Annotated in this window: 21 protein-coding genes; 14 read left to right on the forward strand and 7 right to left on the reverse strand. The window is 68.6% G+C overall.

The features are described 5' to 3' along the window. Position 1: 1 nt before the first annotated feature. Positions 2-3,493, forward strand: a complete 3,492-nt coding sequence (gene cydD / locus LDO14_RS08480; protein WP_223994788.1) for a thiol reductant ABC exporter subunit CydD — start codon at positions 2-4, stop codon at positions 3,491-3,493. 30 nt (positions 3,494-3,523) lie between these two features. Here cydD and LDO14_RS08485 read toward each other — a convergent pair whose 3' ends face one another. Continuing rightward, the gene (locus tag LDO14_RS08485; RefSeq protein WP_018769686.1) at positions 3,524-4,042 is read right to left on the reverse strand and encodes a DinB family protein; all 519 of its coding nucleotides are present in this window, start codon (positions 4,040-4,042) and stop codon (positions 3,524-3,526) included. Between the two features lie 67 nt (positions 4,043-4,109). On the opposite strand from LDO14_RS08485, the gene LDO14_RS08490 reads away from it, so the two are divergent. After that, a complete protein-coding gene (locus LDO14_RS08490) occupies positions 4,110-5,114 on the forward strand; it encodes an ABC transporter ATP-binding protein (protein WP_223994790.1) in 1,005 nt (334 codons plus the stop codon). After that, the gene (locus LDO14_RS08495; RefSeq protein WP_134164378.1) at positions 5,104-5,904 is read left to right on the forward strand and encodes an ABC transporter permease subunit; all 801 of its coding nucleotides are present in this window, start codon (positions 5,104-5,106) and stop codon (positions 5,902-5,904) included. Before LDO14_RS08490 ends, LDO14_RS08495 begins: the two co-directional genes overlap by 11 nt. 34 nt (positions 5,905-5,938) lie before the next feature. On the opposite strand, the gene LDO14_RS08500 is transcribed toward LDO14_RS08495, so the two are convergent. After that, on the reverse strand, positions 5,939-8,458 hold the full coding sequence (locus tag LDO14_RS08500; RefSeq protein WP_056389836.1) for a DNA topoisomerase IV subunit A: 2,520 nt from the start codon (positions 8,456-8,458) through the stop codon (positions 5,939-5,941). Between the two features lie 77 nt (positions 8,459-8,535). On the opposite strand from LDO14_RS08500, the gene LDO14_RS08505 reads away from it, so the two are divergent. The 5 genes from LDO14_RS08505 to LDO14_RS08525 all read left to right on the forward strand — a co-directional run bounded on the left by LDO14_RS08505 (position 8,536) and on the right by LDO14_RS08525 (position 15,584). Beyond that, positions 8,536-11,220 carry a bifunctional GNAT family N-acetyltransferase/acetate--CoA ligase family protein gene (locus LDO14_RS08505; protein WP_223994792.1) on the forward strand — a complete coding sequence of 895 codons (2,685 nt, stop codon included), beginning with the start codon at positions 8,536-8,538 and terminating at the stop codon, positions 11,218-11,220. A 41-nt stretch (positions 11,221-11,261) separates the two neighbouring features. Beyond that, a complete protein-coding gene (locus LDO14_RS08510; RefSeq protein WP_018769691.1) occupies positions 11,262-12,005 on the forward strand; it encodes a DUF5998 family protein in 744 nt (247 codons plus the stop codon). A gap of 1 nt (position 12,006) precedes the next feature. Then, a complete protein-coding gene (locus LDO14_RS08515; RefSeq protein ID WP_223994794.1) occupies positions 12,007-13,245 on the forward strand; it encodes a nucleotide pyrophosphatase/phosphodiesterase family protein in 1,239 nt (412 codons plus the stop codon). Continuing rightward, positions 13,238-13,969, forward strand: a complete 732-nt coding sequence (locus tag LDO14_RS08520) for a thymidine kinase (protein ID WP_018769693.1) — start codon at positions 13,238-13,240, stop codon at positions 13,967-13,969. Before LDO14_RS08515 ends, LDO14_RS08520 begins: the two co-directional genes overlap by 8 nt. A 97-nt stretch (positions 13,970-14,066) precedes the next feature. After that, positions 14,067-15,584 (forward strand): HNH endonuclease signature motif containing protein, encoded by a 1,518-nt coding sequence (locus tag LDO14_RS08525; protein WP_223994796.1) that lies wholly within the window; start codon positions 14,067-14,069, stop codon positions 15,582-15,584. Between the two features lie 39 nt (positions 15,585-15,623). Here LDO14_RS08525 and LDO14_RS08530 read toward each other — a convergent pair whose 3' ends face one another. From LDO14_RS08530 to LDO14_RS08540, 3 genes are all read right to left on the reverse strand, one after another. After that, positions 15,624-16,229 (reverse strand): dihydrofolate reductase family protein, encoded by a 606-nt coding sequence (locus LDO14_RS08530; RefSeq protein ID WP_026265995.1) that lies wholly within the window; start codon positions 16,227-16,229, stop codon positions 15,624-15,626. 109 nt (positions 16,230-16,338) lie between these two features. Then, entirely contained in the window at positions 16,339-17,661 is a 1,323-nt protein-coding gene (sepH, locus tag LDO14_RS08535; protein ID WP_223994798.1) for a septation protein SepH, read from the reverse strand. A 150-nt stretch (positions 17,662-17,811) separates the two neighbouring features. Next, positions 17,812-18,300, reverse strand: coding sequence for a DUF3093 domain-containing protein (locus tag LDO14_RS08540; protein WP_018770730.1), 489 nt, complete (start codon positions 18,298-18,300; stop codon positions 17,812-17,814). Between the two features lie 115 nt (positions 18,301-18,415). On the opposite strand from LDO14_RS08540, the gene dut reads away from it, so the two are divergent. The 4 genes from dut to LDO14_RS08560 all read left to right on the forward strand — a co-directional run bounded on the left by dut (position 18,416) and on the right by LDO14_RS08560 (position 20,874). Then, on the forward strand, positions 18,416-18,934 hold the full coding sequence (gene dut / locus LDO14_RS08545; protein WP_018770731.1) for a dUTP diphosphatase: 519 nt from the start codon (positions 18,416-18,418) through the stop codon (positions 18,932-18,934). Between the two features lie 107 nt (positions 18,935-19,041). Next, positions 19,042-19,755 (forward strand): DUF3710 domain-containing protein, encoded by a 714-nt coding sequence (locus LDO14_RS08550; RefSeq protein ID WP_223994800.1) that lies wholly within the window; start codon positions 19,042-19,044, stop codon positions 19,753-19,755. 100 nt (positions 19,756-19,855) lie between these two features. Further along, the gene (locus LDO14_RS08555; protein ID WP_346656251.1) at positions 19,856-20,110 is read left to right on the forward strand and encodes a hypothetical protein; all 255 of its coding nucleotides are present in this window, start codon (positions 19,856-19,858) and stop codon (positions 20,108-20,110) included. Beyond that, a complete protein-coding gene (locus LDO14_RS08560) occupies positions 20,107-20,874 on the forward strand; it encodes a DUF3159 domain-containing protein (protein WP_223994802.1) in 768 nt (255 codons plus the stop codon). Before LDO14_RS08555 ends, LDO14_RS08560 begins: the two co-directional genes overlap by 4 nt. Before the next feature lie 60 nt (positions 20,875-20,934). Here the strand turns inward: LDO14_RS08560 and LDO14_RS08565 are convergent, their stop codons facing one another. Both LDO14_RS08565 and LDO14_RS08570 read right to left on the reverse strand, forming a co-directional pair. Continuing rightward, entirely contained in the window at positions 20,935-21,708 is a 774-nt protein-coding gene (locus LDO14_RS08565) for an NAD-binding protein (RefSeq protein WP_223994810.1), read from the reverse strand. Further along, positions 21,705-22,379 (reverse strand): TrkA family potassium uptake protein, encoded by a 675-nt coding sequence (locus LDO14_RS08570; protein ID WP_018770736.1) that lies wholly within the window; start codon positions 22,377-22,379, stop codon positions 21,705-21,707. Before LDO14_RS08570 ends, LDO14_RS08565 begins: the two co-directional genes overlap by 4 nt. A 118-nt stretch (positions 22,380-22,497) precedes the next feature. On the opposite strand from LDO14_RS08570, the gene LDO14_RS08575 reads away from it, so the two are divergent. Further along, positions 22,498-24,474 carry an APC family permease gene (locus LDO14_RS08575; RefSeq protein WP_223994812.1) on the forward strand — a complete coding sequence of 659 codons (1,977 nt, stop codon included), beginning with the start codon at positions 22,498-22,500 and terminating at the stop codon, positions 24,472-24,474. Beyond that, positions 24,471-25,859, forward strand: coding sequence for a TRAM domain-containing protein (locus LDO14_RS08580; RefSeq protein WP_223994814.1), 1,389 nt, complete (start codon positions 24,471-24,473; stop codon positions 25,857-25,859). The genes LDO14_RS08575 and LDO14_RS08580 overlap by 4 nt, the downstream gene beginning before the upstream one ends. The last annotated feature ends 107 nt before the right edge of the window (positions 25,860-25,966 follow it).

Consider the following 25,966-nt stretch of genomic DNA (forward strand, 5'->3'; position numbering starts at 1 on the left):
CGTGCGGCCAACCTTTCCCGCCGGTCCGGCCACCCGGTCAGCAATCTACTGGCTGGGCGTCCTGGCCGCGCTCAAGGCGCTTTCCCTGGTGCTGATCGGCCAGGCCGTGGCCTCCGTCCTGGCCGGACTCGTGGCCGGAAACCCGGACTGGGCAACCCATCTCGCCGCCGGGCTCGCCGGCGTCGTCCTCCGCTCCCTGAGCGTCTGGGGCCAGGCCGTCGCGGGCCGCCGGGCGGCGCTGGGGGTCAAGGAAGAACTCCGGGCAGAACTGCTGGGGCGTGCCCTGCGCACGGGCGTCCGGTCCTCCGGGCCGGGTGACGGCGGCCTGGCGGTGCTGGCCACCCGCGGCCTGGACGCCCTGGACAGCTACTACACCCAGTTCCTTCCCGCGCTGGTCAACTGCGCCGCCGTGCCGCTGCTGCTGGGGGCACGGATCCTCTTCGCGGACTGGGTGAGCGCGCTGGTCATTGTGCTCACGGTGCCCCTGATCCCGCTGTTCATGGTGCTGATCGGCCGGTACACCGAGGACAGCGTCCGCCAGGCCCAGGCGTCGCTGGCCCGGCTGTCCGCACACATGCTGGAGCTCGCCAAGGGCCTGCCGGTCCTGGTGGGACTGGGCAGGGCAACCGCCCAGCGCAAGGCCCTCGAAGAAATCTCCGAAGAGTACCGCTCCCGCACCATGGGCACCCTGCGGACCGCGTTCCTGTCCGCCCTGGCCCTGGAACTCATCGCCACCATCTCAGTCGCCGTGGTGGCGGTCTTCATCGGCGTCCGGCTGGTCCACGGCGACATGCCGCTGGAGGCCGGCCTGCTGGCGCTGCTCCTGGCACCGGACTGCTACCTTCCGCTGCGGGAACTGGGCACCGCCCACCACGCCAGCGACGACGGCCGGGTGGCACTCGCGGAAACAGCCGCCGTGACCGGCGCGGCCGAAGCGATACCCCTGCCGGCGGCCAGGGCCGGCAGGCCCGGTGCCCCAATCGAGGTCACCGGACTCACGGTGACCTACGCCGGCCGGTCCGGAGCCGCCGTCGGCCCCCTCACCTTCACCGCCCCCCAGGATCGGATCACCGCCCTGGACGGACCCAGCGGTGCCGGCAAGAGCACTGTCCTGGGCGTACTGGCCGGAACCATCGGCGCCGGTGACGGGACGGGCATCACCGGATCCATTAGCGGCCTGGACCGCAGTTCCGTAGCCTGGGTGCCGCAGCATCCCGTCATGGTGGCCGGAACCGTGCTGGAGGAGGTGCTGCTGTACCTCTCGCCGGACCCCACCCATGGCCCCGACCGCTTTACCGGCGAAGAGACTGCCCGCCGCTGCCTGGAGAGGGCCGGAGCCGCCCACCTGGCAGCGAAGCACCAGGCGGAGCTGAGCCCGGGCGAGCTGCGCCGCGTGGCACTGGCCCGCGGACTGGCCAGGATCGAGGCCGGTGCCACCCTCCTGCTGCTGGACGAGCCCACGGCACACCTGGATGACGCCTCCGCACTCATTGTGGAGGAGGCCATCCGGCGGCTCCGCGGCCAGGCCACCGTGATCCTGGTGGCCCACAACCAGCGCACCCGCCGGCTCGCAGACCTGCTGGTGCCCGTCGTGCCGGCGGTCCGGGCTGCCGCAGCACCGCACCACGGCGGCGGCGCAACCGGCATCCTGCCCGGCCCCGGGAGAAGCGGCTCCACCCAACCCGGCTCTGCCGACGCCGCTTCCGCCGGCAATGTCAGCGCACGCGTTGACGACGCGGCGGAAGCCGGCACCAGCGGGTCCGTCAGGAGTGCCGCAAGCGTCCAGCCTGCCGCAAACGTCCAGGCTGCCCCAAGCGTTCGCGCTGCCCCAGGCGCGGCCCGCCTCCTGGCGGCCCTCCTGGCGCCGGTGCGGGGCAGGTTCGCCGCCGCTGCTGTCGTGGGCACCCTGGCGGCCGTCTTCGCCGTCGCGCTTTCCGGCCTTTCCGGCTGGCTCATCATCCGGGCCAGCGAGCAGCCGCCCATTCTCTACCTGCTGACGGCGATCGTCGGCGTCCGGTTCTTCGGCATCGGCCGGGCCGTTTTCCGCTACTGGGAGCGGCTGCTGCTGCATGATGCCGTCTTCGCCGCGCTCACCCGCCTGCGCGGCCGGCTCTGGGAATCTCTGAGCCGCAGGGCGCTGTCGCTGCGCCGGCTCCTGCAGGGCGGCAACGTGCTGGGGACGGTCATCGACGATGTGGACACGGTCCGCGACCTCCTTCCACGCGTGGTCCTGCCACCCCTCACCGCGCTCGCGGTTTCCGTCCTGGCCGTGGCTGCCACCGGCGTGCTGGTGCCGGCGGCCCTTCCCGCAGTGGCCGGCGCGGCCATCAGCGGCCTGCTGCTGGCACCCGCGGCCGCCCTGTGGGGAGACCGGAAATCCGCCAACGCCGAGCAGTCCCTGCGCTCCGGGGTCCTGCGCCGCGTGACGGCAGCCCTGGACGCCAGGGCGGAACTGCACGCAAACGGCGTGGCAGCCCGTGTGCTTGAGGCGCTGCTGGCGGAGGACCGCGACGCCACGCGCGCATCCCAGCGCTCAGCCTGGGCCGACGGGCTGGGACACGCTGTTGCCACCGCCGCCTGCGGCACCGCCGCACTGGCCGCCGCATGGCTGGCGGCTCCCGGGGTCCTTGCGGCCCAGGTTGCCCCGGCCACGGCAGCCGTGGTGGTCCTCCTGCTGCTGGCACTGGTGGAACCCTACGCAGCGATGACGACGGCGGTCCGCCAGTTCCCCGCGCTCCGTGCCGTGATGCGCCGGGTGGGGGAGTCGGGCGCCCTTGACGGCCGCCTCGACGTGTCTGCTGGGCTGCAGTCCGTTCCCGGCCGCGCCGGCGGCACTCCGGGCCTTGAACTGGTGGACCTGGCCGCGGCCTGGCCCGAAGACGTCCCGGTCTTCTCCGGCGTGTTCGCGGTGGCAGGTCCCGGGCGCTGGCTGGCGGTCACCGGACCATCGGGGTCGGGAAAGTCCACCCTGCTCTCGGTGCTGCTTGGCTTCCTGCCGCCGGCCGCGGGACGGGCGCTGGTCACCGGCCGGGCGGCGTGGTGTCCGCAGGAGGCACACCTGTTCGACTCCACCATCCGCGGCAACCTCATGCTGGGCCGGCCGTCCGGGAACGGTGCACCAACCCTGGCGGACGACGAGCTGGAGTCTGTCCTGGCCGCCGTCGGACTTGCCGGCCTGGTGGCCCGGCTGCCGGCGGGCCTGGACACCCGGATCGGTCCCGGCGGTGCCTTCCTGAGCGGCGGCGAGCGCCAGCGGCTGGCCGTGGCGCGGACCCTGCTGACCGGTGCGGAGGTGATCCTGCTGGATGAGCCCACTGCCCACCTGGACGCCGAATCGGCGGCAGCCATGCTGGCGGACCTTCGCACGGGACTCCGGGACCGCACCGTGGTGCTGGTTACCCACAATCCCGCTGACATCAAGGCCGGCGACGCCAGGCTGGATCTTTCGGCCTTCGCCGGACAACCCCGGGAATCGTTGGCCGCTTCCCACTAAGGCGGGACGGTCCCCGGCGTGCCTGCGCCTTTAGCCGCTGACGTCGTGAAGGTGGTGGACGACGTCGTGCAGGAAGTACTGGGACAACGTGAGGACGGTGAACTGCGAGCCGTTGCTGCGCAGCCCCTTGCGTCCCCAGTCGTCCTCATGGACTCCGGCGAAAGACTCGGCGGCCTGGTGTCCTTCCGCCGCCAGTTCGCGGCCCACCTCGGCCGGATCGGCGTTGGCGTAGTCCTTCTCGATGGCGGTCCGGTCCTGGTCCCAATCCTCGAAGCGGGCGTCATCCTCTGCCAGCATCAGGTTCAGCCGCTGGTCGAACAGCGCGAAAACGTCCCGCACATGGCACGCGTACTCCAGCGCGGACCAGGTGTGGTCATCGGGGCGCTGCGCCGCGTCCGGCCGGCGCAGGACGGCGAGCCACCGGGGGATCAGGCTTTCGATGCTTCCCGGTACCGTTGCCGGGGTGGCGCTGGAAGCGTCGAAATGGCATTCCGGGCAGGGGCGGGACAGGACCCAGGTCCAGTCCTTTTCATCAGGAACGATAGGCATGGGAGCAGTCTAAGCGGTGGGCCGAAAGACTCTGGGACCCGTGCAGCGCCCGGCATAGCCTTGCCGCATGAGCCCGGAAGAGCGCGGGGGTGCGGAAAGCGGTGCGGAAAGCGGCGCGGAAAGCGGTGCCGAAAGCATGGTGCGGCTGGCGGGCCTGACCAAGCGGTTCGGCCGCAACACTGCGCTCGACGGCGTGACACTCACCATTGGGCCGGGCGAGGTGTTCGGCTACCTGGGCCCCAACGGGGCAGGCAAGACCACCACCATCCGGCTCCTGATGGGGCTGCTGCGGCCCACGTCCGGTACAGCGTCGGTGCTGGGACTGGACGCCTGGCGGCAGTCCCGGGACGTCCACCGCCTGGTGGGCTACGTGCCAGGTGAGCCGGCGCTTTACGACCGCCTCACCGGCAGCCAGCACGTGGCCTACTGCGCCCACCTCCGGCACCGGGACGACGGCAAACGGGCGGCCGAGGTGGCGGCCCGGCTGGAGCTGGACCTGGGCCGGCCCGCACGCACGTTGTCCCGCGGCAACCGCCAGAAGCTCGCCGTGGTCCTGGCGGTGATGTCGCGGCCGCGGCTGCTGGTGCTGGACGAGCCGACCAGCGGAATCGACCCGCTGGTGCAGCAGGTTTTCCATTCCATCCTGCGTGAACATACTGCCGAGGGCGGCTCCGCCTTGTTTTCCTCCCACGTGCTGGGCGAGGTGGAGCGCGTGGCAGACCGCATCGGGGTGGTGCGCCAGGGACAGCTGGTGGCGGTGGAGCGGCTGCAGGACCTCGCCGCACGTTCACTGCACCGGGTCCGGGCCCGCTTCGCGGCGGAGGTGTCCGCGACGGAGTTCGCCGACGTGCCTGGCGTGCGGGACCTGCTGGTGGATGGGACCACGTTGAGCTGCAATGCGCCGCAGGCGGCCCTGGATGCGCTGCTGAAGCTGGTCAGCGCCCGGGAGGTGGTGGACTTCGAATGCTCTGAAGCGCCGCTGGAAGAGACGTTCCTGAGCTACTACGGAATGGACGGACCCGACAGCGCCAGCCTCGCCGGCGCGGGAACGGCGGCGCGCCATGCTGGCTAACGTCCTGCTGAAGACGCTCCGGGACCAGGGCAGGCTGCTGGTGGCGTGGGCCGTCTCCCTGGCACTCATCGTGGCAACGTACGCGGCAGTTTGGCCCGCGGTGAAGTCACAGCCCTCCATCAGCAGCTTCATCGAGCAGATGCCGGAGGCGTTCCGCTCGCTTTTCGCCACCTCCAGCGCCGACATGTCCACTCCCACCGGATACATCCAGGTGGAGCTGCTGTCCTTCATGGGGCCGATTGCGGTGCTGATCTATGCCATCAGTTCCGGCGCGGGCGCCATCGGCGGGGAAGAGGACCGGCACACGATGGACCTGCTGCTTTCCAACCCCGTGGGGCGGGGCCGGGTGGTGGTGGACAAGTTCCTGGCCATGGTGCTGGGCACCTTCCTGCTGGCCGCCGTGCTGGGAATATCGCTGGTGCTGGAGGGCAGCATGGTGGACCTGGTGCTTCCGGCCGGCAAGGTGGCTGCCGCCATGCTGCATTTAGCGCTGCTGGGCGTCGTTTTCGGTACCCTTGCCCTTGCCCTTTCAGCAGGGACCGGACGGACCGGCCTCAGCCGCGGTGTTCCGGCCGTGCTGGCCGTCCTCGCCTACATCGTCAACGCCCTCGCGCCGCTGGTGGATGCCTTCGACCGCATCCAGAAGGTGTCGCCGTTCTTCCAGTACGTTGCCCACGACCCCCTGCGGCAGGGCGTGGCTTGGGACAGCGTGCTGGTGTCCGCTGCCACCGTTGCCGTGCTGCTGGGGCTTGCCGTCGCCGGCTTCCGGCGCAGGGACATAGCGGGCTGAGCGCCGGACGCGCGGCATCGCCCGTGGCGCCCGGCTATTCCCCGGCTGCCGGTCCGTCCGTCCATGCCATCGCCGGGCCCACTGCTTCGACGGCCTGTGAGAGCGGGACGCCGGAGCCGTCGCGGCGGCCATGCTCCTGCGGCAGCGACCGGGCCACCCCGGCAGCGGATGAAGCCTTGGCCGGGCCGTGCCCTGCCCAGGCCAGCAGCAGCATGTCCTCACCCTTCAGGAACCGGTGCGACCGGACCCCGGCGGTGGCACGGCCCTTGGCCGGATACTCGGAGAAGGCTGTGACCTTGGCGGTGCCAGGGGCCGTGCCCGGCAGGGCGCCGTTGGTCCCGGCGATGGTGACCACGACGGCGGCCTCGTCCTTGGGCTGGACGGCGCCGAAGAAGATCACCTGGTCACCTGCGGCGAGCTTGATGCCCGCCATCCCGCCGGCGGTACGCCCCTGCGGGCGGACGGCGGCGGCGGGGAACTTCAGCAGCTGGGCCTCCCTGGTGAGGAACACCAGTTCGGTGGCATCGTCACCGGCAGGAGCCACGCCCACCACGGTGTCCTTGTCCTTGAGGGTGATGACTTCCCAGTCTTCCCGGTTCAGCGGGTAGTCCGGCTGGACGCGTTTCACCACGCCCTGGGCGGTGCCGATGGCCAGGACCTCATCCAGGCGCACGAACGCCACCAGGGTTTCGCCCTTCACCAGCGTGAGGAAATCCTTTGCGGGGACGCCGCCCGCCAGGTTGGGCAGTCCGGCCACCGGCGCCAGGACCGGCATGTCCATGACCTGCAGCCGGAGCATGCGGCCCAGCGACGTGACGGCGGCGATTTCGCCGCGGGCCGACGTCTTAACCACTGAGGTGTACACATCATGCTTGCTCCGTGGCCCTGCCTCGGCCAGCGGCTCCTGGTTGCCGGTGCGGGCTATCTGGCCGGACGCGGTGAGGATGGCCCAGCAGGGGTCGTCCGCGATCTCCAGTGCCAGCGGCACGGCCTTGCCCTTCTTCCCGTTGGCCCCGGCAAGTTCGGCGGACGCAACGGTGGGGGACACGGCCTCGGACTCCAGCAGCACGGTGCGGCGCGGGGTGCCGTGGTCTTCGGCAATGGCACCCAGTTCGTCGGAAACCACGGTGCGCAGCAGTTCCTCCGAGCCCAGGATCGCCTCCAGCTCCGCGATCTCGCGGCGAAGCTCGTCCTGCTCCTTCTCCAGCTCGATCCGGGAATACTTGGTCAGCTGCCGGAGGCGCAGTTCCAGGATGTAGTTGGCCTGGATTTCGGTGAGGTCGTAGATGGACATCAGCCGCTCGCGGGCCGCGGCGGCCTCGTCCGAGGACCGGATGATCTGGATGACCTCGTCAATGTCCACGATGGCGATGAGGAGGCCCTCCACCAGGTGCAGGCGGTCCTTCTTCTTCCCGAGCCGGAAGGCGGTCCGGCGCCGGACGACGTTGATGCGGTGGTCGACGTAGACACGCAACAGGTCCACCAGGCCCAGCGTTTGCGGCTGGCCGTCCACCAGGGTGACGTTGTTGATGCCGAAGGAGTCCTCCATCGGCGTGTAGCGGTACAGCTGCTGCAGCACCGCGTTCGGGTTGAAGCCGTTCTTGAGCTCGATGACCAGCCGCAGGCCGTGCTTGCGGTCCGTCAGGTCCACGATGTCGCTGATGCCGGTCAGCTTCTTGGCGTTGACGGCATCCTTGATCTTTTCGATCACCTTTTCCGGGCCCACCATGTACGGCAGTTCGGTGACCACCAGGCCGGTGCGGCGCGCGGAGAGCTGTTCCACCTCCACCTTGGCCCGGGTCTTGAACGAGCCGCGGCCGGTGGCATAGGCGTCGCGGATGCCGTCCAGGCCGACGATCCGGCCGCCGCTGGGCAGGTCCGGGCCCGGGACGAACCGCATGAGGTCATCCAGGGTTGCGTCAGGGTGCGCAATGAGGTGCCGGGCGGCGGAGATGACCTCGACCAGGTTGTGCGGGGCCATGTTGGTGGCCATGCCGACGGCGATGCCGGTGGCGCCGTTAACCAGCAGGTTGGGGAAGGCGGCGGGAAGGACGTCCGGCTGGGTCAGCTGGTTGTCATAGTTGGGGACGAAGTCCACCACGTCTTCGTCGAGGTGGTTGGTGAGGGTGAGGGCGGCCGCAGCCAGCCTGGCTTCCGTATAGCGGGGTGCTGCCGGGCCGTCGTCGAGCGATCCGAAGTTGCCGTGCCCGTCGATCAGCGGCAGTCGCAGCGAGAAATCCTGCGCCATGCGCACCATGGCGTCGTAGATGGCGGCGTCGCCGTGGGGGTGCAGCTTTCCCATGACTTCGCCCACCACGCGGGCGCTCTTGACGTGGCCCCGGTCCGGGCGCAGCCCCATGTCGCTCATCATGTACAGGATGCGGCGCTGTACCGGCTTCAGCCCGTCGCGGGCATCCGGGAGGGCCCGGGAGTAGATCACCGAGTACGCGTACTCCAGGAAGGAGCCCTGCATTTCGGACGTGACATCGATATCGACGATGTTTTCCGTGTAGTCGCTCTCCACGATGGGCTTGGAACTTTGGCGGCGGGCCATGGGGTTTGGTGAATCCTTCTGGGGTTACTGTGCAGCCTTGGGGGTGTGCTGCGATAGTTTTTGGCTAGGCTAAGCCTATGGTGGATCAGCCCGGGGACGGCGAATATCCGGAACATTGGGAAGCCGATGTCGTCCTGCGTGACGGCGGGACAGCGCATCTCCGGCCCATCCATCCGTCGGACGCGGACGCCGTGCAGGCCTTCCACACCGGACAGTCGCAGAATTCAATCTACATGCGCTTCTTTGCGTTCAAGGCCAGGTTGTCGGCCAAGGAGCTCAAGCGCTTCACCGAAGTGGACTACAAGGACCGGGTGGCGTTCGTCATCACCATCCGCGGCGAAATCGTCGGCATCGGCCGCTACGACCGGCTTGCCGATCCCACGGAGGCCGAAGTTGCTTTCAACATCTCCGACGCCCACCAGGGCCGGGGAATCGGCTCCATCCTGCTGGAGCACCTTGCCGCCGCCGCGCATGAAAACGGGATCCGCCGCTTCAGCGCCGAGGTGCTGCCGGAAAACCGCAAGATGCTGATGGTCTTCTCCGACGCCGGCTACGACGTCAAGCGCCATTTCGACGACGGCGTCGTCAGCCTCGAGTTCAATATCGACCCCACCGAAAAATCGCGCGCCGTCATGGAATCCCGCGAGCACCGCGCCGAGGCGAGGAGCGTCCGGGACCTGCTGGCGCCGTCGTCCGTTGCGGTCATCGGTGCCAGCCGCAAATGGGGCACCGTGGGGTACCAACTGCTGGAGCACATCATCGAGGGCGGCTTCCACGGGTCCGTGTACGCCATCAACCCGGAGGCGCTGGAACTGGCCGGGATGATGTCCTACGGCAAGCTCTCCGAAGTCCCCGAGCCCGTCCAGCTGGCAATCATCGCCGTTCCCTACGAGGAAGTGGCCGGCGTCGTGGCGGAGTGCGCGGCAGCGGGCGTCAAGGGCGTTGTGATCGCCTCGGCAGGTTTTGCCGACGACGGCGAGCGGGGCCTGCTGCGGCAGCGCGCCCTGGTGCGCCAGGCCCGGGCCAGCGGGATGCGGGTGATCGGCCCGGCGTCGCTGGGCATCGCCAACACTCACCCGGACGTGTCGCTGAACGCGTCGATGGCGCCCACCATGCCGCTGCGCGGCGGCCTGGGCCTGTTCAGCCAGTCGGCCGCCATCGGCGTCTCGCTCTACGCCGCCTCGGCCCGGCGTCGGCTGGGACTGTCCAGCCTGCTCTCGGCAGGCAACAGGGCGGATGTCTCCGGCAACGACATGATGCAGTACTGGGAAGACGATGCCGACACCTCCGCCGTAGGCCTCTACCTGGAGTCAATCGGCAACCCGCGCAAGTTCTCCCGGATCGCACGGCGCCTGGCCCGCACCAAGCCGGTCATCGTGGCCAAGTCGGACACCATGGGGCTCCGTCTGCCGCCCGGACATGCCGTCCGGACCACCCAGGCGCCGGCCGGGGCGCTGGATGCCATGCTGCGCCAGTCGGGCGTGATCCGCGTGGAAACCGTGGAACAGCTGGTGGATGTGGCGCAGGTGGTGTCCGGGCAGCCACTGCCCGCCGGAGCCGACGTCGCCATCTTCAGCAATTCCCAGGCGCTGGGCAACGTGGTGGCGGACAGTGCCGCCGCGCACGGGCTGGGCGTTGCCCGGGTGGTTTCGGGACTGGACCTTGATGCCGGCCAGTCGGTGGCCCTGCCCGCACTGCGGACCGCCCTCCTTGACGCCCTGGCCTCCGATGCCGTGCACGCCGCCGTCGCCGCGCTGCTGCCTGCCCGAGGGCTGACCGCCGACGCGGTGGCGCAGGTCCTGGCCGAATGTTCAGCTACTGCCGGGAAGCCGGTGGTGGCCGCCTTCACCGGCATCCTGGACCCCGCCATCAACGTGGAGGGCCTGGTGGGAGCGGAGGGCTGTACCGTCCCCTGCTTTTCCAACCCCGGGGCTGCCGTGGCCGCGCTCGCGGCCGTGGTCCGTTATGCGGAGTGGGCCGGCCGTGACCAGGGGCATTTCGTCGAACCCGCCGGCTGCGACCCCCGCAAGGCGGAGGCCGAGCTGGACGCCCTGCTCGGGGACGTCACGGGCGACCAGCTCAATCAGCTGGACCCGGCCGCGGCTGCTTCGCTGCTGAAGCATTACGGCATCCCGGTCCTGCCCTCTGCAGGATTCACCACACCGGACGAGGCCGTGGCAGCGGCAGATGCGCTGGGCTGGCCGGTGGTGCTGAAAACCACCGACCCCGCGCTGCGGCACCGGCTTGACCTTGGCGGGGTCAGGCTTGGCATTGAGGACGCCGAATCACTGCGCCAAAACGTGGTGCAGATGCGGCGCGCGCTCGCGGCCTACGGTGATCCCGCCCTGGAAGTACAGGCGATGGCGCCGGTGGGACAGGCCTGCACCTTCCGTGCCATCGAGGATCCGTTGCTGGGCCCGGTCATTTCCTTCGGCCTCGCCGGCGACGCCGTCAACCTCCTGGACGACTGGTCACACCGGGTTCCGCCGCTCTCCGCGGCGGATGTGCACGACTTCATCCGAGCTCCGCGGGCGTCCCGGAAGCTCTTCGGCTACCAGGGCCTGCCGGCTGTCGACGTCCCTGCGCTGGAGGACCTGGCCGCCAGGCTGGCCTGGATGAAGGACAACCACCCGGAGATCGCGCTGGTGGAATTCAACCCGGTTTTGTGCGGCACCGCCGGGGCCACCATCCTCGCCGCTGATGTACGCATCGGCAACGCCGCGCAGCGCACGGACAGTGCCCGCCGCGCCATGCTGGGCTGACGCGGTTAGCAAGTGACCGGACGATCTGTGAAAATGGGGGCATGAGCTTCCAGCCTCCCGCTTCGGCGCCCGAAACGCCCGGCAATGAAAACCAGGCACTCCGCCAGCACAGCTCACACAACCACGGAACACAGGGCCAGAGCCTGGAAGACGCGCTGCAGAAGGCCGGCTTCTACCCCCGCCTGGTCTCCGACGTCGTCGACGACGCACTGGACGGCCGGGACTGCGTGGCCCACCTGGTGCACCTGGAAACCCACTTCGACCGGGCAGAGGTGCGCCGCCACATCACCGTGCTGGTCCTCACCGCGGACATGCTGGTGATCACCCACGTGGATGACCAGCAACTGGACGAGGCGGGGGAGCAAATCGTCGCCCAGATCTCCACCGAGTCCGTTCCCGTGGCCCAGATCCGGTCCGTGGTCCTGAGCTACATGTACGCCCAGCCGCAGAACTACAAGCCCTCCGACCCCGTCCGGGAACTCACGTTGTCCATTGCATGGTCCGGTGGCCAGCGACTGGACATGGGTCCGGCCAGCTGCGGCGATCCGCAGTGCGAAGCTGACCACGGCTACACCGGAACCATCGCCCAGGAAGACATCGTGCTCCGCATCAGCGCGGAGGCAGACGGGCTGCAGGCAGTGCAGGACGCCAAGCTCTTCGCCAGGGCCCTGCGGGCGGTCAACACCGGTTCCGCGGCTCCCGTAACCCATGCCCAGTCCATGGGTCCGCGGACGCGGTCCGGGGTGTTCGGAAACCGGCTCAGCCGCGGGCACCAGCAGCGCTGAGATGCCGGAAGACCGCCACCGCGCCATCCAGGAAACCCCAACCATCGGCCGCACGCCCGACCTTCCAGCCCCTCCCGCCTACGGACAGCGTTCCGTGGCTGAAGTCCTCACCAGCGCCGCGGCAAGCCTCGGCGTGGTGGGCTTTACCAATACCCTTGGGCTACCGGACGCGTCCCGGGTCTGCGTTGTACTGGCTGATGGCCTGGGCAGGAACCTGCTGAAGCAAAAGGCGGCCCACACGCCCTTCCTGCGGTCCGTGATCCAGGCGGGGCAGGGCGAGGTCCCCGTGTGGCTGGATTCCGCCTTCCCTTCCACCACGGCGGCGGCGCTGTCCAGCTTTGGAACCGGACTTGCCCCGGGCCAGCACGGCATGGTGGGCTACGACGTCCTGGACCCTGACCAGGACAAGGTGGTCAATCTGCTGGGGAACTGGGATCCGGGCGTCGACCCGTCCACCTGGCAGCCTTTCCCCACGGTGTTTGAACAGATCGCCGAACAGGTGGACGTCAGCACCGTCAGCCTCTCCCAGTTCGACGGCTCGCCCATGACCCGCGCCGCGCTGCGGGGCGGCAGGTTCATCTCCGGGATAACCGCGCATGCACGGACCGCGGCCGCGGCCGAGGCCATGGCGGCCTCCGGCCCGTCCCTCATGTACTTCTACGTCAACGAACTGGACAAGGCGGGCCACCGCCACGGCTGCCGTTCCGAGCAGTGGGAACACCAGCTGGAGGAGCTCGATTCCACCGTCAAACGGCTCAACTCCACCCTTCCCGCCGGCACCACCATTGTGCTCACCGCAGACCACGGCATGCTGGACGTCCCGGAATCCCAGCGGATTGATTTCTCCACCGACCCCGGGTTGGTGGACGGGGTGCGCCATACGGCCGGTGAACCGCGGATGGTGCACCTGTACCTGGAGGAGGCGGACCTGGAAGCCGGTGCTGGGGCAGCGGAACGGCTGCTTACCGCCTGGAAGGCGCGGTTCGGCGACCGGGTATGGGCCTTTACGCGCCAGGAAGCCGTTGCCGGGGGACTTTTTGGCGACGTCCGTCCCGATGTTGCGGGCAGGATCGGTGACGTGATGATCGCGGCGCGTGACGCCGTCGCACTTTATGACGGCCGGCGGATGCGGCCCACCGCCATGGAAGTGGTGGGCCAGCACGGCTCGCTGACGAAGGCGGAGCGGGAGGTCCCGCTGCTCTGCTTCACCGCCGAAGGAAGGAACCGCCGGCGTGGCTGAACTCATCTTCTTCTCCGGCACCATGGACTGCGGCAAATCGACGCTGGCGCTGCAGATGGACTACAACCACCGGGCCCGCGGCCGCGGCGGCGTCCGCTTCAGCCGCAACGACCGCGCCGGAGAGTCCCGGATCTCCAGCCGCCTGGGCCTGGAGACGGACGCCGTGGAGGTGCTGGACAGCACCGACTTCTGGGAAGAAGTCATGCTTCGCCGCACCCAGGGCCAGCGTGTGGATTACCTGATCTGCGACGAGGCCCAGTTCTACTCCCCGGAGCAGGTGGAGCAGCTGGCCAAGGTGGTGGACGAAATCGACGTCGACGTCTTTGCCTTCGGCATCACGGCCGACTTCCGCACCCGGCTGTTCCCGGGTTCGCAGCGGCTCATCGAGCTTGCCGACCGGGTTCAGGTGCTGCAGGTGGAGGCGCTCTGCTGGTGCGGGCGGCGTGCAACGCACAACGCCAGGACGGTCGACGGCGTCATGGTCACCGAGGGCGCGCAGGTGGTGGTGGGTGACGTGGACATGGTGGTTGAGGCTGCCGCCGCCCCGGACGCCGGGCATGTACCCGTAGTGGGCTACGAAACGCTGTGCCGGCGCCACTTCATGCGGCGGGTGACGGCCCACGGCGCCAACCTGATGGCCCAGCAGGACCAGTTGCTGCCGTTCGACGTCGACGCCTGCCTCTGGCGCGGTTCCGGCGGACCCGGCGGGAGCCGAGGGGCTTAGCCCCACCCTCTTCGTCAAAGAAACCCCTGAAGCGGGGCTGCCCTTGAAACTGAGGTGGCCAGCTCTGATTGTCGGACCCCCTTGCCATGATGGGTTTATGGGGAAGGCGGCGGTGGTGAGGGCGTTCGAGGAGATCCGTACTGCCCTTGCTGTGCTTCAGGCTGAGGTGGATGGGGCGGGTCTGGAGGCGTTCTCGGATGCTGATGCGGTTTCTGATCCGCTGGCCGGTTTGGCGGATGGGTGCCTGGATATTCTTGCAGGGGCCCGGGAGGTGGAGGCGCGGGTTGCGGGGTTGAAGGCGAAGGCTGCGGTGGGGTACGCGGGGACTGCCACCGCTGTGGCGGGGCCGGAGGTGCCGGTGGTGGCGCAGGAGATGGCGGTCGCGGCGGAGGTCGGGTGCGTGCTGGCGTTGGGTCCGCGGGCGGCGGCGTCGTTCCTGGCCACCTCCCACGCCCTGACTGTTTCATTGCCGCGGACTTTGGAGGCGTTGCAGGCCGGGACCCTGTCGTGCCAGCACGCGATAGTGCTGGCAGATGAGACGGCGTCCCTTGATGCGGTGGGAGCGGCGGCGTTGGAGGCGCATTTCCTGGACCCTGAAGCACAGGATGCCGCCCGGGGCTGCCCGGTTGGGGAGCTGCCGGCGCAACGGTTCCGGGTCAAGGCCCGGACCTGGCGGGAGCGCCACCACGCCGAATCGATCGAGAAGCGGCACGCCAGGGGTGTGGCGGAGCGGCGGGTGGAGTTCCGGCCGGACCGGGACGGGATGGCGTGGCTGGGCGCCTACCTGCCCGCGGACCAGGCCATGTCCGGGTGGAACCGGCTCACCGCTGCCGCGCGGGGTTTGCAGGGCCCGGCCGAGGACAGGACCATGCCCCAGCTGCGGGCCGACAGTTTCGCCGCAGCCATCCTCGGCAGCGGTAACACCCGGGGCGGCAGCACCAGTCTCAGCCGTGCCAGTGCCAGTGCCAGTGCCACTGCCGGCGTCTTGGCTGCTGCCGGGCCGGGCGCCGGTGCCGGTGGCACTGACGGCGCCGGGCCGGGACACTTGCCCTCCTCGGTCCGCGCCGAGGTGCTGGTCACGGTTCCGGTGTTCGCGCTGATGGGTTTGACCGATGAACCGGCGATGCTGGACGGGTATGGTCCGGTGCCGGCGTCGATGGCGCGGCGACTGGTCGCGGACGGGGCGGGCTCGTTCTACCGGGTCCTGGTGGACCCCCGGGACGGGGCGCCGTTGGAGATCGGCCGGAAAAGTTACCGGATTCCCAGGGCCATGCGGGCCTGGCTGCGGATGCGGGACGGGAAATGCCCGTTCCCGGGCTGCAGCAACACCTCCCTGGACACGGAGGCCGACCATCTCCTCGCCTGGCACCACGGCGGCACCACCGGCATCAGCAACCTGGGACAGCCCTGCCCGAAACACCACAAACTCCGGCACACCACCGCCTGGAAACCCACCCCGGCCACCACGAACGAACCACCCGGCTGGACCTCACCCACAGGCCGCCACTACACAAGCGAACACCAGGACTGGGAACCACCAAAGTGGCCACCCGGATTCCTGCCCGGCGAACGAAGCCTCCTCGAAGAGGCACTTCAGGAGTACCTCAGCGCTTGAGCCTTAGAAGCAAGTCGCCGTACGGAGACGTTGAGGCCGTCAGTGCACGCGGCGATAGCGGATGTGCGTTGCCAGCGGCGAGTGGAGCACTTCGGCGGGTTCAAAGCCGAAGGATTCAACGCCGTCGAAAATCCGTTCCCCTGACCCGAGCAGCACCGGCGCGATGTCGAGGGTGAGTTCGTCGATTACTCCCGCGATCAGCGCCTGCCGGACGGTAGACGCCCCGCCGGCGATGTCCACGCCTTTGTCCCCGGCGGTGTCACGGGCGGCAGCGTAGGCGGCATCGAAGCCGTCGGTGATGAAATGGAAGGTCGTCCCGCCCTCCATCTGGAGGGAGTCGCGGGCATGATGCGTGAGGACGAACACTGGCGCGTGGTAGGGCGGTTCGGGTCCCCACCAACCGCTCCATTCCCCGTCCCAGTCTCCGCGGATAGGGCCGAACATGTTCCGCCCCATCACATAAGCGCCGCGCGGGCGCATAAGCCATTCGCTGGCCACCTTGTCGGCGTCGTTCGCCCGGGGGTCGCCCAGGTGCCACGCATGCAGTTCCATGCCCCGTCTACCCAAGGGGTTGTCGCGGCTTTGGTCCGGCCCGGCGACGAAACCGTCCAGGGAGATGGACATGTGGCAGGTTGTGTCCGGCACCGCAGACCTCCTGGTGATTGCGCTATGTGAAGCGGCCGTGTGGTGGGGAGCCTAGCACGCGCCCGTGCGTAACGCGGCCAATGCCATCATCGGTGCGGGGAGGGAGCTTCTAGTCGCTCCGCGTGCCAAAAACGATTTCGTCCCAGGACGGCACGCTGGACCGCTTGGGCCGTGCGGGCCGTTCCGGCGCCTCAGTCTCCGGCAGCTGTCCGGTGGAGGGGGAAGCGTCTTCCTGCTTCGCCGCCGGGCGGCGGGGATTGCTGCCCAGCAGCTCGTCCAGCCCGGCGCCGCCGGAAGTTCCGGAACCAGCCCCGGGAGTCGGACCGGCGGGCTTCTGCGGGGACACCGCAATGGTGATTTCCCTCGTGTCGGTGCTGACGCCGTCGTGAAGCCGCAGCGCATCATCGTGGCTGTCACGGTGCGGCGGAAGGATGCTGAGCCTCGACAGCATTGAAGGCCTGGTGTCCCTGCGCCTGATGAAGGAGTCGCCCTGGGCTGCCGGCGCATCCCGCTGGTCATCCTGCGGTTCCGTCTCCCCGGCCTCCGGTTCAGCCGCCACTTCGGAAGGGCGCGGGTGGGCAGCGGGCACGCCATGGGTCAGCAGCAGCGCCAGTGCGTCGTCGGAATCCTCATCTACGCCCAGGCGCTGGCCGCGGCGGGAGCGGAGCATGTCAAGGAGGCCGTCGGATTCCTTGCCGGAATCCTGCACGGGCACTCCCTGGCCGGCCGGCGACGTCCTGGACGCATCCGCGTCCGTCTCGAAATCAAAGGGGCGGTCGGAAACCGCGGTGAGGCGGCGGGCAGGAACGGGCCCGTCCAGCGGTTCAAGTTCGCTCAGCTGCTGCGCCCAGCGGTTGGTGTTCTGCAGGGACTTCCGTGCCGGGCTGAAGGTCCACAGTGCAGGAGGTTCTTCGCCGATTCCCGAGGTACCCCCGGGCTTGGCTTCGAAGCTTGCTGAGACAGTCCAGGTACCGTCCTGGCGCCGCCAGGAGTCCCACTCCACGGTTGAGGGGTCGATGCCGTGGGCGGACAGGCGGTGGGCCACCATGTCCTCCAGCGTTGCCGGGTTGTCGCCGAAGGCGGACCGGTAGACGTCGTGGCCGGGGGAAGGCGCCGCGACTTCAACTTTCCGCGCCTGCTGGGCAACATATTCGCGCTCCGCCAAGACAGGGCCCTCGTAACGCTCCACCTTGGCCAGCGGCATCCCGGACAGCTCGGCGACGTCCGCAGCCGTGGCACCGGCACGGATCCGTGCCTGGATGTCCCGGGGGGACATGGGAACGGCCGGCCTCTCCGTCCGCGGCCTGGCCGTGGACCGGCTGGCCGTCCTGAGGGCCTCATCGATCGGCAGCTGGAACATCTCGCCGCCGGGCCCGCTTAACAGGAGATGCGTCCCGTCGTCGTGCACGCCTACAAGCCGTAGATCCTGCATACAAATCCTCCACCCTGGCATTACTATCAATCGAAACTCTGCCACCCGGTGGCGGGGAATTGGCTCAAGGAGCAGGGCGCGCCGTCATTTTCCGCTGGAAGCAGGCCCGAAAGGTGCGTGCGGGCGCAAGGACCGGCGGCCCCGGCGGCGTCAGTGCCGCGTAAGGGCTGCCGTCAGCTGGTCCGGATGGCGGGTCGAGGCGAGCCAGTAGGGGGTCCGGTCGGCGGGGTCCGTGATCTCGATTTTTACGACGGGATCGATCCAGCCGCGGATGCACAGGTAGGCGAGCCCGTTGAGCCGGGTGCCCCGTTCCGCGGTCGCCTCCCCGGCCTTGAACTGCTGCACAGCGCCGACGAAACGGCGTTCGATGGTGGCCCTTCCAACGGTGAGGGTGTCAGCCGTGACCGAAATGACGGGGGTGGAAACAACCAGGAGGACCGCGATGATGGCGAAAAGCACCAATGCCGCGGTGTAGCCTGCCGCCATGCTGATGGGGGCGAAAACCAGGATGCCCGCTGCGGAGACGCCGGCCGCGATGATCCAGATCCAGGCGTTGGGCCACAGCTTCTCCCTGTAGACAACAGGTGTCCCGGCAGAGGGTGTGCTGGGAACGGACGCAGGCGAGCTTGAATCGGGCATAGCCCAAGCTTTCCACCTTTGGCCGGCTATTTCACCTTGGGACAGGCTCTGCGGCCCGGCCTCCCCGGGAGTCTCCCTAGGAGTGATTTGGGGGCGCGGGTTAGAGTGAGTGACTGTGACTGATCATCCCGCCACGGTAGACCTTGTCCCGGACGCAGCCTTGCCCGCCACCGCCGCTCCCACCCTGCAGGTCCAGTTGAAGATGCTGGATCCTGAGCTGGAAGCACCGTCCTACGCACATCCGGGCGACGCCGGCGCAGACCTCCGCGCCCGCGAGGACGTGGTCCTGATGCCCGGTGAGCGCAAATTGGTCCCCACCGGCGTGGCCATTGCCCTTCCTTATGGGTTCGTGGCGCTGATCCACCCCCGCTCCGGCCTGGCCACCAAGCATGGCCTGACGATCGTGAACGCCCCCGGCACCGTTGACGCGGGCTACCGGGGCGAGATTTCGGTAACACTGCTGAACACCGATTCGTCCCAGCCCATTGAGCTCCGGCGCGGCGATAGAATTGCCCAAATGGTTATCCAGCGGGTGGAGCACGCCCAATTCATTCCTGTCAGCGAACTGAGCGGATCCGTGCGGGGCACCGGAGGCTTCGGTTCCACCGGCGGGTTCAGCGTCCCCGGAGCCTGACCTTCAGGCTGCACCCGCAGCCACGCCGGCATGCACGACGGCGGAACCTCCAAAGTTTCGCCGGCAGGTTTCAGGACTGGCACTTTTCCAGAATTAAGGAGTCACCCATGGTCTTTGGGTTCGGCAGGAAAGCAAAGAGCGAAGAGCCGGCAGAGCCGGCCGACGAGCTCACGGTTGCGGACGGCGAAGAAAGCGGATCCGCCACCGCCGCCCGCCGCCAGGACGGCCCCTTCGATGAGGCCGAGATCAGCAGCCGCGACGGCTACGTGGATCTTGGTGCCTTGCTGATCACGCCCAGCGAGGGCCTTCAGCTCCGCCTCGAAGTCGAGGAGGCAACACAGCGCGTGGTGGCGGTGACGCTGGACCTGGACGGCTCCAGCCTCCAGCTGCAGGCCTTTGCAGCGCCCAAAACCGAGACCTTGTGGAATGAGATCCGCGAACAGATCGGCCAGTCGGTCGGTGCGCAGGGCGGCCAGGTTGAAGAGGTGGAAGGGGCTTTCGGTACCGAGCTGGTGGCCAAGCTGCCTGCTGGGCTCCCGGACGGGAGCCAGGGCTACCGCGTGGCCCGGTTCATCGGCGTCGATGGTCCCCGCTGGTTCCTACGCGGCGTCCTGGGCGGACCTGCGGCGCTGGAACGCCCCGCCGCGGAACCGCTCGAAGCACTGTTCCGGCAGGTCGTAGTGGTCCGTGGCGACAGCCCCATGCCCCCGCGGGACCTCCTGCAGCTGAGGCTGCCGAAGGACGCCTCCGCCACTCCTCCGCCCGCCGCGCCCACCCTGGAGGAGCCCGAACGTGGTCCCGAAATTACCCAGATCGGCTGAGTCTCCCCACAACAACCCGGTCCATGCGTCTGGCCGGATCACCCCACTGGAGCAACTTCCTGACAAGGGACGCGTCATGTGCCAGGGGCACATTGAATCGGTGACCTTTGTTCCTGCCGACCGGACCCCGGAATTCAGTGCCATCCTGTCCCAGGATGACGCCGAACGTCCGGCCCCTGGTCCGAAGCGGGGCAGGCCGCCCCGGCTCCGTGTCGTCTGGGTGGGCCGCCGCCGCGTGCCGGGCATCGAAGCGGGCGCGCGGATCCGGGTTGAGGGGATGCTGGCCCGGGGCGAAGACATGCCCACCATATTCAATCCCCGCTACGAGATACTGTCCCGCCAGGAGAACGAATGACCGCGCAAGAGCCCGAACAGCCGTCCGGCCCTGCACATCCGGGCAGAGAACAGCAGGGCAGGCCGCAGGCTCCCGGTCCATCGCCCGTTGCCGGCCTCGCCGCCGGGTACGCCGCCAAAGCGGGACTCCACCGCACCCACGACGGGCAGGTGGACGTGCTGCGCAGCGCCGGGGGAGTGCAGGGAATTGCCGAGAGCATCGTTCCCGGCCTGGTGTTCCTGGTGGCGTTCACCATCACCCGCGAGCTCACGCTGTCACTGGTGGCCGCCCTGGCATCGGCAGCCGTGTTCACCGTTGTCCGCCTGATACAGCGGCGGCCTCTGACCCAGGCCCTGGCGGGGATTGTCGGCGTCGGCATCTCCGCCTGGCTGGCCAACACCACCGGCAAGGCCGAAGACTTCTACCTCCCCGGCTTCTTCACCAACGCCGCCTATATCCTGGCGATGGTCATCTCTATTGCCGTGAAGTGGCCCGTGGCCGGGCTCCTCTTTGGCTTCATCCGCAACGAGGGCGTGGAATGGCGTAAGGAACCTGACCGGGTCAAGGCGTACCGCCTGGGCACCTGGATCATCGTGGGCGTCCTGGCGCTCCGGCTCATTGTGCAGGTGCCCCTCTACCTGATGGGCACCGACGGCCTGGCCGCCCTCGCCACCACACGGCTCATCATGGGCGCCCCCCTGTACGTCCTGGGCGTCTGGGTGGCCTGGCTGGTGACCCGGCCTGCCCCGGCGGAGCCTGAAGCCGGCACAGACCAGGCCGCCTGACAGACCAGCCCGCCTGACGGCCAGGCCGCCCCCTCGGCCTCTCCCCGGGCAGCGGCGGACCTAGCCGTCGAAGCCGTCGTCCTCCGGGACCGGGCCGTATCCGCTGGCGGTGGCCGGCTGGGCGCTGGCGCCCGCCTGCTCTCCACTGTTGATGCCGGCGGTGTCGATGCTGCCGGGTGCGGAGGAAAGCAGCTCCCGCAGCCGGTCCTCGGCGGCGATGGTGGTGACGAAGAAGAGTTCATCGCCGCCGTCGATCACGTCGTCGCGGCTGGGGGTAATGGGTGCCTGGTCCCGCAGGATCGCCACCAGGGTGGCGTCCTCCGGCCAGTGGATGTCGCCCACGGTCATGCCGATCACGTGCGAATCATGCGGGACGGTGAATTCCACCAGCGACGCCACGCCCGTCTGAAGCGTCAGCAGCCGGACCAGGTCGCCGATCTCCACTGCCTCTTCCACCAGGGCCGTCATCAGCTGCGGGGTGTTCACGGCGACGTCGACACCCCATGAATCGTTGAACATCCAGTCGTTCTTGGGGTTGTTCACCCGGCCCACCGTCCGGCCAACCCCGAACTCGGTCTTGGCCAGCAGGGACACCACCAGGTTCACCTTGTCATCGCCCGTGGCGGAAACCACCACGTCGGCGTCTTCCACCTTGGCGCCCTGCAGCGTGGAGAGCTCGCAGGCGTCACCCACCAGCCAGTGGGCGCCCCGCAGGCCGCTGCGCCCGATCACTTCCGGTTTGAGGTCGATAAGGAGGATTTCGTGCTTGTGCGCCAGCAGCTCGCGGGCAATGGACGATCCGACGCTGCCGGCGCCGACAATAACGACTTTCACTGATACTCCTTGGCGGGGGCTTTGGCGAGGATCTGGGCGATCTGGGCGCTGCGGTCCACCTGCAGCATGGCGTGCACGGTGTCGCCGTCCTGGTAGGCGGTTCCGGCGTCGGGCAGCAGGCCCTCGCCGAAGCGGGTCAGGTACGCCACGCGCACATCGGCAGCCTTCTCAATGCTGCTGATGCGGTGCCCGATCCAGCCGGCGTCGAGGTCCAGTTCGGCCAGGACCAGGCGTCCGGAGGGCTCCCGGAAGTCGCCCGCGAGGTGCTGTTCGGGAAGGATGCGGCGCAGCACCTGGTCGGCGCTCCAGCGGACGGCCGCCACGGTGGGAATGCCAAGGCGCTGGTAAATCTCGGCGCGTCCCGGGTCATAGATCCTTGCGACGACGTGCGGGACGTGGAAGGTCTCACGGGCCACCCGGGTGGCCAGGATGTTGGAGTTGTCCCCGCTGGAGACCGCGGCGAAGGCATAGGCCTCGCCCACCCCGGCCTGCTTGAGGGTGTCCCGGTCAAAGCCAATGCCCGTGACTTTCCGTCCGGTAAAGCCCTGGCGGAGCCGGCGGAAGGCGCGGTCGTCCTGGTCGATGATGGCCACGGAATGTCCGGCATCCTCCAGCGTGTGCGCCAGCGTTGCCCCCACCCGGCCACATCCCATGATCACGAAATGCGCCACCGTATCTCCTCCATATGTAAGTCAGGATCGTGCAGCTAGAACTCTACCGGCACGGCCCTGGTTAGGCCCGGCCGGGGCCCGTCATGACATCGTCCGCGATTCAGACTAGCTTTGTGGGGTGTTGACAATACTGAACGCCGTCAAACGCGTGCTGGTGGGCAGGCCGTTCCGGAACGACCGGCTGGCCCATACCCTGCTTCCCAAGAAGATCGCACTGCCGATCTTCGCCTCCGACGCCCTTTCCTCCGTAGCCTACGCGCCGGACGAGATCCTCCTGACCCTTGCCCTGGCAGGTGTGAGCGCCGTGGCGATCTCGCCCCTGGTGGGACTGGCGGTGATGGTGGTCCTGCTGACCGTTGTCGCTTCCTACCGGCAAAACGTCCACGCGTACCCGTCGGGCGGCGGCGACTACGAGATCGCCAACGTAAACCTCGGCAAGTACGCCGGGCTGACGGTAGCCTCGGCCCTCCTGGTGGACTATGTCCTGACCGTTGCCGTGTCCATGTCCTCGGCAGCGGCGTACCTCACCACTGCTGTACCGTCACTGCACGGTGAGCAGGCCGTCATCGCCACCATCGGCGTCGTCATCCTTGCCCTGGTCAACCTGCGCGGCATCAAGGAAGCGGGCAGCGTATTCGCCGTCCCCACCTACATCTTCATGGCATCGATCCTGGGCATGACCGCGGTGGGCGTGTTCCAGGCCGCAACGGGGCAGCTGGGGGAGGCGCCGTCGGCGGCCTTCACCATCGTCCCCACGGAAGGCTTCGACCAGGGCCTGGTGGGCCTGGCCGGCGCGTTCCTGCTGCTCCGGGCCTTCTCCTCCGGCGCCGCAGCGCTTACGGGCGTGGAAGCGATCAGCAACGGCGTGCCGAACTTCAGGCACCCAAAGAGCAAGAATGCGGCCACCACCCTCCTGCTCCTGGGGGTGATCGGCGCCGCGATGCTGGCCGGCATCATCTACCTGGCCAACGCCACCAAGGTCCACATCGTGCTGGATCCGGCCACGGAATTCCTGCTCGACGGGGACCCGCTGCCGGAGGGATACGTCCAGAACCCGGCCATCAGCCAGATTGCCCAGACCATCTTCGGCCCGGGCAGCATCCCGTTCTACATCGTGGTGGCGGCCACCGGCGTCATCCTGGTGTTCGCGTCCAACACGGCCTTCAACGGCTTCCCGGTCCTCGGCTCCATCCTGGCCCAGGACGGCTACCTTCCCCGCCAGCTCCGGACCAGGGGCGACAGGCTTGCGTTCAGCAACGGTGTCCTTGCCCTCGCGGCAGGCGCCCTGGTGCTCATCATTTCGTTCGACGCGGACGTCACCAAGCTCATCCAGCTCTACATCGTGGGCGTCTTCATCTCCTTCACCCTCAGCCAGCTCGGCATGATCCGGCACTGGGGGCGCGAGCTGAAGCTTGCCAAGGACAAAGCCGTCCGGCGCCGGATGATGAAGTCCCGCACCATCAACAGCATCGGCTTCGGCATGACCGGGCTGGTGCTGGTCATCGTCCTCATCACCAAGTTCGAACAGGGCGCCTGGATCGCCCTCCTGGCCATGTTCGTCCTCTTCCTGATCATGTGGAGCATCCGGGCGCATTACGACAACGTGGCCAAGGAACTCGCGGTGGATGAGGACTCCTCACCCCGGGCCCTGCCCACCAGGGTGCACGCCGTCCTGCTGGTGTCCCACGTCCGCAAACCCGTCCTGCGTGCTCTGGCCTACGCCCGTGCGTCCCGGCCCTCCCGGCTGGACGCCATAACGGTGGACATCGACGCGGAGGAAACGGCCCACACCATCGCCGACTGGGAAAAGCTCGAAATCCCGGTCCCGCTGACCGTCCTGGCCAGCCCCTACCGCGAGACGGTCACGCCCATCATGGAGTACATCAAGCAAATGCGCCTGGACTCCCCGCGGGACCTGATCGTGGTCTACATCCCGGAATACGTGGTGGGCAAGTGGTGGGAGCAGCTGGTGCATAACCAGACCGCCCTGCGCATCAAGACCCGCCTGCACTTCGAACCCGGAGTCATGGTGGCCAGTGTTCCGTGGCAGCTCAAATCATCCGAAGAAGCAAAGAACCTCCAGGACGTCCAGTGACCGCAAAAACTTCAACAGCCGCGCCGCAGGCACCGGACGCTGCCGGGCATGCAGGCGAAGAGGCGGTCCTCGACGTCGGGCCCGTGGCCCATGGCGGGCACTGTGTTGCGCGGCATGAGGGCAGGGTCATCTTTGTCCGGCACGCCATCCCGGGAGAGAAAGTCCGGGTCCGGCTGACCGATGCAGCGGACGACGCCAAGTTTTGGCGGGCGGACGTCATCGAGGTGCTCGAGGCTTCCCCCGACCGGGTGGAGCACTTTTGGCATCCTGCGGATTCCCGCCGGGCATGGGGCCACGGTCACCCGCCTGTGGGGGGTGCGGAGTTCGGGCACATGACACTGGCCCGGCAGCGCAGCCTCAAGGCGGATGTCCTGGCCGAACAGCTCACCCGGCTGGCCGGCTTTGAGCAGCTGCCCGCCGCCTGGGCGGGCAGCGTGGAGGCGGTAGGGGAAAAGTACGACGGCGGCACCGGCCTTGGGTGGCGCACACGGGCCAGCTTTTCGGTCACCCCCGGCGGCAGGCTGGGAATGCACGCTCACCGTTCCAACCAGATCATCCCGGTGCGGGAGATGCCCCTGGCCAGCGGCGCCATCAACGCGCTGCGCTTGTGGGACCTGGACCTCCAGGGCATCGAGCGGGTTGAGGTGGCCGCTCCGGCCAACGCTTCCCGGCCCCTGGTGCTCCTTGCACCCGCGCCCGGGACAAAGGACAAACGGCTGAGGGCAATTGCTGCGGAAGTGCCGGGGGACGTTTCCGTGGCGGCCTTTGATGCGCTGACCGGTGACGTGACACAGCTCCGCGGCCGGACCTGGGTGCAGGAGTCCGCCGAGGGACACGATTTCCGCGTTACCGGAGAGGGCTTCTGGCAGATCCACCGCGACGCGCCCGGGACACTTGTGGGGGCTGTCACAGAATTCCTCCGGCATGGAGACTTCCTCCACCCCGGAGCCGTGGTGGCCGACCTCTACGCAGGAGCCGGGCTCTTCACCGCTGTCCTGGCCGACGCAGTGGGGGAGACCGGATCCGTGCTCTCGGTCGAAGGAGCGCCCGGCGCCAGCCGCGACGCCCGGAAAAACCTGCACTCCGCGCCGCAGGTGGAGGTGGTCCAGGGCCGCGTGGAACGGGTCCTGCGCCAGAAACCGCGGAATTTCGACGCCCTGGTCCTTGACCCGCCCAGGGCCGGAGCCGGGAAAGCCGTCGTCGGCCAGCTCGTCGCCTCGCAGCCCCGTGCCATTGCCTACGTGTCCTGCGACCCGGCGTCGTTCGCCCGTGACCTGGGTTACTTCCGCCGCTCAGGGTGGGACCTCGCCGGCCTCCGGGCCTTCGACCTGTACCCGCACACCCACCACCTTGAGACCGTGGCACTGCTGGCTCCGGCTCCGTGATGCGGCCGCGGTTTTGGACTACGATGACCGTAGTAGTCCCACGTCGCGCCCGAATTCTCGGCCGGCCGTGTGCAATTTTCGGGCCCTGTAACTACTTAGGGCGTCCT

Origin of the sequence: Arthrobacter sp. NicSoilB11 (assembly GCF_019977375.1) — a bacterium.
GTDB lineage: Bacteria > Actinomycetota > Actinomycetes > Actinomycetales > Micrococcaceae > Arthrobacter.

Bases quoted from the DNA above. Each gene is read 5' to 3' on its own strand.
- LDO14_RS08485 (WP_018769686.1), bottom strand. From the start codon at position 4,042: ATGCCTATCGTTCCTGATGAAAAGGACTGGACCTGGGTCCTGTCCCGC.
- LDO14_RS08490 (WP_223994790.1), top strand. From the start codon at position 4,110: ATGAGCCCGGAAGAGCGCGGGGGTGCGGAAAGCGGTGCGGAAAGCGGC.
- LDO14_RS08495 (WP_134164378.1), top strand. From the start codon at position 5,104: ATGCTGGCTAACGTCCTGCTGAAGACGCTCCGGGACCAGGGCAGGCTG.
- LDO14_RS08500 (WP_056389836.1), bottom strand. From the start codon at position 8,458: ATGGCCCGCCGCCAAAGTTCCAAGCCCATCGTGGAGAGCGACTACACG.
- LDO14_RS08505 (WP_223994792.1), top strand. From the start codon at position 8,536: ATGGTGGATCAGCCCGGGGACGGCGAATATCCGGAACATTGGGAAGCC.
- LDO14_RS08510 (WP_018769691.1), top strand. From the start codon at position 11,262: ATGAGCTTCCAGCCTCCCGCTTCGGCGCCCGAAACGCCCGGCAATGAA.
- LDO14_RS08515 (WP_223994794.1), top strand. From the start codon at position 12,007: ATGCCGGAAGACCGCCACCGCGCCATCCAGGAAACCCCAACCATCGGC.
- LDO14_RS08525 (WP_223994796.1), top strand. From the start codon at position 14,067: ATGGGGAAGGCGGCGGTGGTGAGGGCGTTCGAGGAGATCCGTACTGCC.
- sepH (WP_223994798.1), bottom strand. From the start codon at position 17,661: ATGCAGGATCTACGGCTTGTAGGCGTGCACGACGACGGGACGCATCTC.
- LDO14_RS08540 (WP_018770730.1), bottom strand. From the start codon at position 18,300: ATGCCCGATTCAAGCTCGCCTGCGTCCGTTCCCAGCACACCCTCTGCC.
- LDO14_RS08550 (WP_223994800.1), top strand. From the start codon at position 19,042: ATGGTCTTTGGGTTCGGCAGGAAAGCAAAGAGCGAAGAGCCGGCAGAG.
- LDO14_RS08560 (WP_223994802.1), top strand. From the start codon at position 20,107: ATGACCGCGCAAGAGCCCGAACAGCCGTCCGGCCCTGCACATCCGGGC.